Origin of the sequence: Nocardia amamiensis NBRC 102102 (genome assembly GCF_001612745.1) — a bacterium.
Taxonomy (GTDB): Bacteria; Actinomycetota; Actinomycetes; order Mycobacteriales; family Mycobacteriaceae; genus Nocardia; species Nocardia amamiensis.
The window spans coordinates 1-7,805 of the sequence record NZ_BDBA01000307.1 but is presented as its reverse complement, the minus strand read 5'-3'; the positions used below and the strand labels follow the sequence as shown (position 1 = coordinate 7,805).

Sequence of the window (7,805 nt, the reverse complement as noted above, 5' to 3'; positions counted from 1 at the left end):
GGGCGCGGGCCTGGTCCTGACCGGGCCGCTGCTGGGCCTGTTCGGCGCGGGCCCGATCGCCGGCTGCATCGCCGGTGCGGCCGCGGTCGGCTTCCTGGGCACCCTGGCCGGTCAGCTGTTCGTGACCGCTCCGGTCGCGATCATGGCCGCGATCCAGTACTTCTCGACGATCAACCAGCCGTTCAACGCGCCGGCCAAGTAATACCGGCTGAACGCACACAACTGAAAAACCAACGCAAAGCCCCGCCGCGCTACCGCGTGGCGGGGCTTTGCGTTATTTACGGCGGCTATGGCAAAGATGAACAGATTCTGAACAAATAGGGAACCACAACTATTTGCAAGGCCCTGACCTGCCGTATACAAGTTCGATAACTTCGATTTGGAAATTAAATCTGGGTTGCGCAAGCACGTCGCAGCTGGCCTGGTCGAACGAGCCCGGACGGACGCGAGCCCCGTCCCGTTCAGATGCGGGGCGGGGCTCGCCTCGGAGAGGCCGGGCGGTCAGGCCGTCCGAGCCTGCTGTTCGTCCTCGATGCGGGCCCGCACGAACCGCGAAACCCGCGCCAGCGCTGCCCTGCTCTCCGGCAGGTTCGGCGCGATGCTCATAAAGGCGTGCACCTGGCCGCGCCACAGCTCCAGCGCGTTCGGCACGCCCGCCGCGGTGAGCCGCTGCGTCATCAGCTCGCAGTCGAACCGCAGCACCTCGTCCTCGGCGGCGATCAGCAGCACCGGAGGCAGCGCGGACAGCGGCGCGTTCACCGGTGACAGGGCCGGATCGAGGACACCGTCGACCTCCGCACCGATGCGCACCACCGCCTCCAAGGCCGACAACGGGATATACGGATCGCGCGCGACATTCATGTAGTCCCGCTTCGCGCAGTAGTCCAGATCCAGCAGCGGGCTCAGTCCCACCAGCCCGGCCGGTGCGGGCAGTCCCGCCGCCAGCGCACGCAGTGCGGTCGCGAAAGCGAGGTATCCGCCAGCCGAGTCGCCCGCGAAGACGATCCGCGCGGGATTCGCGCCGTGGCGCAGCAGCCATCGGTAGGCGGTCAGGCAGTCCCGCACCGACTGCTCGATGCGTCGGCCGGGCAACTGGCGATACTCGACGTTGACCACCGGGAGGCCGGTGCGGCGGGCCAGGCTCGCCGCGATCGGCCGATGGCTGCGGGTGTTGCAGATCGCGAAACCGCCGCCATGCGTGTAGAGCAGCGCGCCATGCCGCAGCGCACGCGCCGCGCCTGCCGGACGGATGATCTCCAGGTGGAAACCGTTCAGTGATACCTGCTCCCGGTCGACGCCGCGCGGCTCCGGCCGCAACCATGCCAGCCCGTTCACCGAGGCGGCGCCGATCGGAATGGTCGCCTTGGTGACCGGGAACGTCCGCAGCACGGGCCGCAGCACACCCATGCACGCCGCCAACAGCACGCGTGATTGCGCGCTGGGACCCTCCGGATTCATCACCACGCCTGGCTCGCCGTCTCCGGCCGCGGCTCGCGCACCATGCCGGCGCCCGAACTGGGCATCAAGGTCGGACATCGCGCACCTACCTCACACTGGCGCGCCGAGTCACGACCGGACCGAGATCGCCCAGGCGAGCTGTCGGCGCTGACATCTCACACGATGTCGATCACAACATCGTGCACACGTGACCTACGCAACAGGATCGCCTGACGCAGGGGGAAACGAAACGTCCGTAATCGAATCGAAGACTACTCGGAACCTCATCGAATCCCGGCGCCGCGAAACTGGCAGACTCCAACCATGCGCGGAATCATCTTGGCGGGCGGCACCGGCTCCCGGCTGCACCCGATCACGCGCGGGGTGAGCAAGCAGCTGGTCCCGGTCTACGACAAACCCATGGTCTACTACCCCCTATCCACGCTGATGCTCGCGGGGATCAGGGACATCCTGGTGATCACCACACCGGAGGACGCCGACGCGTTCGTGCGGCTGCTCGGTGACGGCAGCCAGTTCGGCCTCGACTTGAGTTACGTGGTCCAGCCCGAGCCGGACGGCCTGGCCAGGGCCTTCGTCCTCGGCGCCGACCACATCGGCACCCAGTGCGCCGCGCTGGTGCTCGGCGACAACATCTTCCACGGCCCCGGGCTCGGCACCAGCCTCAGCCGCTTCCACGGGATCGACGGCGGCGCGGTTTTCGCCTACTGGGTCTCGGATCCGACCGCCTACGGCGTCGTGGAGTTCACCGAGGGGCGCGCGGTGTCCATCGAGGAGAAGCCGAAGATGCCCCGGTCGAACTACGCGATTCCCGGGCTGTATTTCTATGACAACGATGTCGTCGAGATCGCCCGTTCGCTGCGGCCATCGGCCAGGGGCGAGTACGAGATCACCGACATCAACCGCGCCTACCTGGAACAGGACCGGCTGCGCGTGGACGTGCTGGCCCGCGGCACCGCGTGGCTGGACACCGGCACCTTCGATTCACTGCTGGACGCGGCCAACTACGTGCGCACCATCGAAGAGCGGCAAGGCCTGAAGATCGGCGTGCCCGAGGAAGTGGCCTGGCGGATGGGCTTCATCGACGACGAGCAGCTGCGCGCGCTCGCCGAACCGATGATCCGCTCCGGCTACGGCCGCTACCTGCTCGATTTGCTCGAACGCGGACGGGACTGGTGAGCATGGAGTTCCGAGAACTCGCGGTGCCCGGCGCGTGGGTGATCACCCCGCGCCAGCACGGCGACGATCGCGGCATGTTCCTCGAAGGATTCAAGGCCTCGGAGTTCGAAAAGGCGACCGGCCGGGCGTTCGACCTGCGGCAGGTGAACTGCTCGGTCTCGGCGGCCGGGGTGCTGCGCGGCGTCCACTACACCGAGGATCCGCCGGGTCAGGCGAAATACGTGACCTGTGTGCGCGGTGCGTTCCTGGACGTGGTCGTCGACCTGCGCCGCGGCTCGCCGACCTACGGGCGCTGGGACAGCGTGCTGCTCGACGACGTCGACCGGCGGTCGGTGTTCCTGTCCGAGGGCCTCGGGCACGCGATCCTCTCGCTGGAGGACAAGTCGACGGTCACCTATCTGTGCTCGCTGGAGTACCAGCCCGAGTTCGACCGGGATATCGATGCCTTCGACCCCACGCTGGGTATCGAGTGGCCCCGGGTCGGCCGCGACGGCAAGGAGCTCACCTTCATCCGTTCCGCCAAAGACACTGTGGCCCCGCCCTTCTCCTGAGTCGCACAAGGCGCATCCGGACGTAGCCCGCGTCCGGCCGAGCGGCGGCCGAGCCGGCCACAAACGCCGAAGCGCCGCCACCTGGTGCGGTGACGGCGCTCGACGCGCGGCGTTCAGCTGACGAGTTCCAGCTCCTTCGTCTCGGCGGTCGCCTGCTGCTGCCCGCGATATTTCGGCACGAAGGCCAGCAGGGCGACGAGCGCGCCGACGATGGACACACCGGCGACGAACTCCAGGCCGGGCCGGTAGGTGTCGAGCATCCCGGCCGCCGAGATGTCCGCGTGCGCGCCGGAGGAGATGATCGCCGTGGTCACCGCGAGCACGATGGCCGCGCCGACCTGCATGGCGGTCTGCAACACGCCTGCTGCCAGGCCCTGCTCGTCGTCATCGATGCCATTGGTGGCCTGGATGTTGATCGCCGGGAAGCCGACCCAGCCGATGCCGATGAGCAGCACCGCGGGCAGCAGCATGGTCAGATACGACGGCGCGGTGTCCAGCCGCAGGAACAGCAGGTAGCCGATAGCCATCACGACCAGGGTGATCGCGATCACCGGCCCCGTGCCGAACCGGTCGACCAGCTTGTCGGAGAAGAACGCCGACAGCACGACCAGCAGACCCACCGGCAGCAGTGCCATCGCCAGCTTCAGCGGCGACCAGCCCAGGGTGTCCTGCAGGTAGAGGGTCACGATGAACTGCCAGCTGAAGTAGGACCCGGCCACCGCGACGATCGCGAGACTGGCACGCACCAGGGAGGACTTGCGCAGGATGCCGAGGCGCACCAGCGGGTAACGCACACGCTGCTCGGTCGCGACGAATCCGGCGAAGAGCACCGCGACCGCGACGAACGAGCCGATGGTGCGGACCGAGGCCCAGCCTGCTTCCGGCGCGGAGACCACGGTGTAGACCAGCAGCAGCATCGCGGCGGTGGACAGCAGCGCACCGAACAGGTCGTGGCCGCCGTCTTCGGCGGGCTTGTCCTTGGGCACCAGCACATAGGCCGCGGCCAGCGCGGCGAGCGCGATCGGCACCGGAAGCAGGAAGGTCCAGCGCCAGCCGACACCGGTCATCAGACCGCCGAACAGCAGGCCCATGGAATAGCCGCCCGCACCGAACACGGTGTAGATGGACAGCGCCTTGTTCCTGGCCGGTCCCTCGGCGAAGTTCGTGGTGATGATGGACAGGCCGGTCGGCGCGGTGAACGCGGCGGCCAGGCCCTTGACGAACCGGGTGAGGATCAGCAGCGGACCGGAGCTGACCAGAGCACCGACCAGCGACGCGATGGCGAAGACCGCCAGCGCGATCAGGAACACCTTGCGCCGCCCGAGCAGGTCGGCGGTGCGTCCACCGAGCAGCAGCAGACCGCCGTAACCGAGCACGTAGCCACTGATCAGCCACTGCAGGGTGGAGGTGGACAGATCGAGTTCCGCTCCGATGGACGGCAGCGCGATACCGATCATCGAAACGTCGAGACCATCGAGGAACAGCACGATGCACAGCGTGATCAGCATGCCCCAAAGCCGGGCGGACCATCTGGTCGGATCGGTCGCCGGGGCGGCCGAGAGCGTTGCTGGTGAAGTCATGCGGAGGACATTACATGCATGTGCATTAAATGCCAACACAATTAATGCGATTGCATACGATGGCGCGGACCACTAGGATGGGGCCATGTCGAAGCCGTCCACGGTGCACACGGCCCGGCGCACCGCCGCGCCGGCCGGACTGGTCGGCGAGTGGCGTGCGCTGCTCGACCGGCACGCGGCGGTGAGTTGTGCACTGGAGAAAGCACTACAGGGCCGGCATCGCATCGGACTCAGCGAGTTCGAGACGTTGGACCGGCTGGTCGACGCCAACTGCGGCGATTACCGCATGAGCGATCTGGCTGGCGACATCTACCTGAGCCAGAGCGCGCTCTCGCGCGCGGTGGCCCGGCTGGAGCGCGACGGCCTGGTGCGGCGCACGATGTGCGCCGAAGACCGCCGCGCTGTGTTCGTCTGCCTGACCGACAAGGGCCGCGAAGTCTACGAGCAGGCGCTGCCCACCCATCGGGCCGTCCTGAACGAAACGTGGGAGTTGCCGGGCCCGCCCAGGTGCTGACGCGCGGCGCTATCCGAGCGCCGCGCGCATGTTCTCGATGCCCGCGCGCGCGTCCACCGTCACGGCCTCGATACTCGCGAAAGCCGCGCGGAAGCGCGTGATCTCGTGCTCTTTGTCGAGGTAGATCGATCCGGTGAACGCCTCCACGTACACCACGGGCGGTTCGGGCAGCTCGCCGGAACCGACCTCGGGAAACTCCAGCAGCACGAACCTGCCCGTGTTCATCCCCTCGTGATACCCGGAATCCATGGGCACCAGGCGGATTCGGACGTTCGGCAGATCACACATGCGGCGCAGGTGATCGAGCTGCTCGGCGGTCACCACCGGGCCGCCGATGTTCCGCCACAGGACCTCCTCATTGATCAGGACATCCAAACGCAACGGCGCGCCGGCTCGGGTGACCAGCGCCTGCCTGGCTTGACGCAGCCGCACCCGGCGGTCCACCGCGTCGGCGGACAGGTCCGGATGGGCCGCCGAGAGCACCGCGCGGGTGTAGCCCTCGGTCTGCAGCAGGCCTGGCACGAGTTCGTTCTCGTAGGTGGACAGCCGGGCGGCCGCCTCCTCCAGCCCGATGTAGACCTCGAAGCCCTCCGGGATGACGTCGCCATAAGCGGTCCACCACCCCCTGGCTTTGGTTTCGCGGGCCAACGCCGTTAACGGTTCCAGCAGTTCGGATGGCGCTCCGTAAATTTTGCACATCGCCTCGACATCCAGACTGCGCAGCGAGGTCTGCCCGGTCTCGATCCGCCAGATCTTCGCCTCCGACCACTCCAGCTGCTGCGCGGCCACCCGCGTGGTCATCCCCGCGCGGTTGCGCAGATCGCGAAGCTGGCGGCCGAGTTGCCTCCGCGGCATGGTCGAACCGGTGGTCCCCTGCGAAAAACCCATACTTCCCCCCTTCTATCCGTACACCGACCGCGCTGCGACCGATCACATCCGGCCTGCGCGCGGCCACCCTGCTCGGATACCCCCGATGGATGTTCGGGGCCATCCGAACAGCATTGTTCACAGCGAAGCTAACACCGGTCACGGCGCGTGTCTCAGCCAGGTCGGTGTCACTTCGGCGCCAAACGACTGCCGCGCAACGTATTTCGCGCTGTCTACCTGCGCGGGGCGCGCTTGCGGAAACGCCAGAACTGCACCGCCCGAACGTCTTCGGAGAGCTGGTTGACCGGCTCCGCCACATCGGCCAGCGCTTGGAACAGATCGTCGGCCAGCTCGCTGATGTGCTGCACCCTGGTCGCCAGACGCGAGGCGTTCACCAGGAATTCGAGCACCAGGCGCACGGCCGCGGCGATGGTCAGGCCGAGCGGAACCCCGAGCAGCGCGGCGAGCACGCCGAACACCGCCGAAACCCGCCACATCGAGACGGTCAGCGCGATCGGCACGGCGATAGCGAACACCAACCCGAGGATGTAGGCCAGCGGCAGCAGCGTACGGGTCGCCGGGCGATGGAACTGCACGTCGAGCAGGGCGCGCGCGGCGGCCTCGCTCCACTGCATGAACGCCCGCGGGCTGCCGAACGGCTCGGCGAGTTCCTCTTCGGGCTCGTCGCGAGCGTACCGCTCGGCCGCCTTCCGTACGAACCATCGCGACTCGGCCTCGAACTCCTCCGGGTGCCCGCCGCCGGCATGGACTCCGGCGTCGTTCGATTCATCCGCTCCAGGCCTGACACTCATGCCTGCGCCTCGCTGACGCTCGGCTCCGGCATGCGCGACCCGCACGCTGTGTCGATGATTCGCTCGCTGCGCTCACTCATGCCTGCACCTCGCTGACACTCATGCCGAGAATCCTCCTCGTTCGCGGCGGCGCGATCCAGCCCGGAAACGAGGGTGACCGGGAAGTTTTCGCGCATGCAACATCAATCACACCGTCCCCAGCAGTTTCACAGCTTCGACCCAGCGCGTGTTCAGCCCGGCGGCCGAAAGTAGCTGCGTAGCAGTACCTGCGAGCCACGGCGGGACGCCAGGGGGTACGCGGTCGATCCGCTCGGAAATGAGACCTAGGCGACACTCCGGAAAATTGTTCCGAAGATCGCGTAACGCTCCTGGCAGCCCTTGGCGATACGACCCATGAACGCAGGACCCAGAGATCTACCGGGGAATGGAGAAGACAGTGCGCACCACGTTTCCGACTTCCGTCTCGGCGGCCGATATGACCGCCGCTGCGCAGGACTACAACCAGCGCGGATGGACGGTCGCCGAAACGGCCAACGGTCTGAGCCTGATCACCGATGACGACTTGTCGGGCATCGAGGTCACCGGCGAACTGGCCGGCGAGGTCCGCCGCTTCCTGCGCGCCAACAACCTGTCCGGCCCGGTGATCGAGATCCCCGGCGCGGAGCGTCGCGAGATCCACCTGGTCACCGGTGTCCGCAAGGCCGCCATGGCGCTGCAGGCGCTGCGCGAGGCCGGCGCCACCGTGTACAGCGACGGCGCCGGCATCCCGCTGCCGCCCACCCAGCTCTCGGCCGGCTCGGCCTGCTGGGGTGTCGCGCCCGCCGAGGCCCGCTGGGTACCGCCGGTC

Annotated in this window: 8 protein-coding genes and 1 pseudogene; 5 read left to right on the top strand and 4 right to left on the bottom strand. The window is 67.6% G+C overall.

Going from position 1 to position 7,805, the window contains the following annotated elements; all coding sequences use genetic code 11:
• Positions 1 to 202 (top strand): annotated as a pseudogene (locus tag NA4_RS41805) (hypothetical protein); the annotation flags it as partial.
• Positions 203 to 501: 299 nt separating this feature from the next.
• On the opposite strand, the gene NA4_RS36335 reads toward NA4_RS41805, so the two are convergent.
• Positions 502 to 1,536, bottom strand: coding sequence for an alpha/beta hydrolase (locus NA4_RS36335; protein WP_084497769.1), 1,035 nt, complete (start codon positions 1,534 to 1,536; stop codon positions 502 to 504).
• 225 nt (positions 1,537 to 1,761) lie between these two features.
• Between NA4_RS36335 and rfbA the strand changes: the two genes are divergently transcribed.
• Both rfbA and NA4_RS36325 read left to right on the top strand, forming a co-directional pair.
• Positions 1,762 to 2,634: a glucose-1-phosphate thymidylyltransferase RfbA gene (rfbA, locus tag NA4_RS36330; RefSeq protein WP_067480333.1), complete on the top strand. Its 873-nt coding sequence runs from the start codon at positions 1,762 to 1,764 to the stop codon at positions 2,632 to 2,634.
• A 2-nt stretch (positions 2,635 to 2,636) separates the two neighbouring features.
• The gene (locus tag NA4_RS36325) at positions 2,637 to 3,185 is read left to right on the top strand and encodes a dTDP-4-dehydrorhamnose 3,5-epimerase family protein (RefSeq protein WP_067480330.1); all 549 of its coding nucleotides are present in this window, start codon (positions 2,637 to 2,639) and stop codon (positions 3,183 to 3,185) included.
• A 113-nt stretch (positions 3,186 to 3,298) separates the two neighbouring features.
• Here the strand turns inward: NA4_RS36325 and NA4_RS36320 are convergent, their stop codons facing one another.
• The gene (locus NA4_RS36320) at positions 3,299 to 4,765 is read right to left on the bottom strand and encodes an MFS transporter (RefSeq protein ID WP_067480327.1); all 1,467 of its coding nucleotides are present in this window, start codon (positions 4,763 to 4,765) and stop codon (positions 3,299 to 3,301) included.
• A gap of 85 nt (positions 4,766 to 4,850) precedes the next feature.
• Here NA4_RS36320 and NA4_RS36315 point away from each other — a divergent pair, with 85 nt between their 5' ends.
• Complete coding sequence (locus tag NA4_RS36315; RefSeq protein ID WP_067480324.1) at positions 4,851 to 5,279, top strand: MarR family winged helix-turn-helix transcriptional regulator; 429 nt, start codon at positions 4,851 to 4,853, stop codon at positions 5,277 to 5,279.
• 9 nt (positions 5,280 to 5,288) lie between these two features.
• Here the strand turns inward: NA4_RS36315 and NA4_RS36310 are convergent, their stop codons facing one another.
• Positions 5,289 to 6,167 (bottom strand): helix-turn-helix domain-containing protein, encoded by an 879-nt coding sequence (locus NA4_RS36310; protein ID WP_067480321.1) that lies wholly within the window; start codon positions 6,165 to 6,167, stop codon positions 5,289 to 5,291.
• Between the two features lie 212 nt (positions 6,168 to 6,379).
• On the bottom strand, positions 6,380 to 6,958 hold the full coding sequence (locus NA4_RS36305; RefSeq protein ID WP_067480318.1) for a DUF4282 domain-containing protein: 579 nt from the start codon (positions 6,956 to 6,958) through the stop codon (positions 6,380 to 6,382).
• A gap of 436 nt (positions 6,959 to 7,394) precedes the next feature.
• Here NA4_RS36305 and NA4_RS36295 point away from each other — a divergent pair.
• Positions 7,395 to 7,805, top strand: a 411-nt coding sequence (locus NA4_RS36295; RefSeq protein ID WP_067480336.1) for a hypothetical protein, incomplete at its 3' end; no start/stop codon positions are given.

Excerpts from the sequence above, each read along its gene's own strand:
- NA4_RS36335 (WP_084497769.1), bottom strand. The coding sequence starts at position 1,536 with ATGTCCGACCTTGATGCCCAGTTCGGGCGCCGGCATGGTGCGCGAGCC.
- rfbA (WP_067480333.1), top strand. The coding sequence starts at position 1,762 with ATGCGCGGAATCATCTTGGCGGGCGGCACCGGCTCCCGGCTGCACCCG.
- NA4_RS36325 (WP_067480330.1), top strand. The coding sequence starts at position 2,637 with ATGGAGTTCCGAGAACTCGCGGTGCCCGGCGCGTGGGTGATCACCCCG.
- NA4_RS36320 (WP_067480327.1), bottom strand. The coding sequence starts at position 4,765 with ATGACTTCACCAGCAACGCTCTCGGCCGCCCCGGCGACCGATCCGACC.
- NA4_RS36315 (WP_067480324.1), top strand. The coding sequence starts at position 4,851 with ATGTCGAAGCCGTCCACGGTGCACACGGCCCGGCGCACCGCCGCGCCG.
- NA4_RS36310 (WP_067480321.1), bottom strand. The coding sequence starts at position 6,167 with ATGGGTTTTTCGCAGGGGACCACCGGTTCGACCATGCCGCGGAGGCAA.
- NA4_RS36305 (WP_067480318.1), bottom strand. The coding sequence starts at position 6,958 with ATGAGTGTCAGGCCTGGAGCGGATGAATCGAACGACGCCGGAGTCCAT.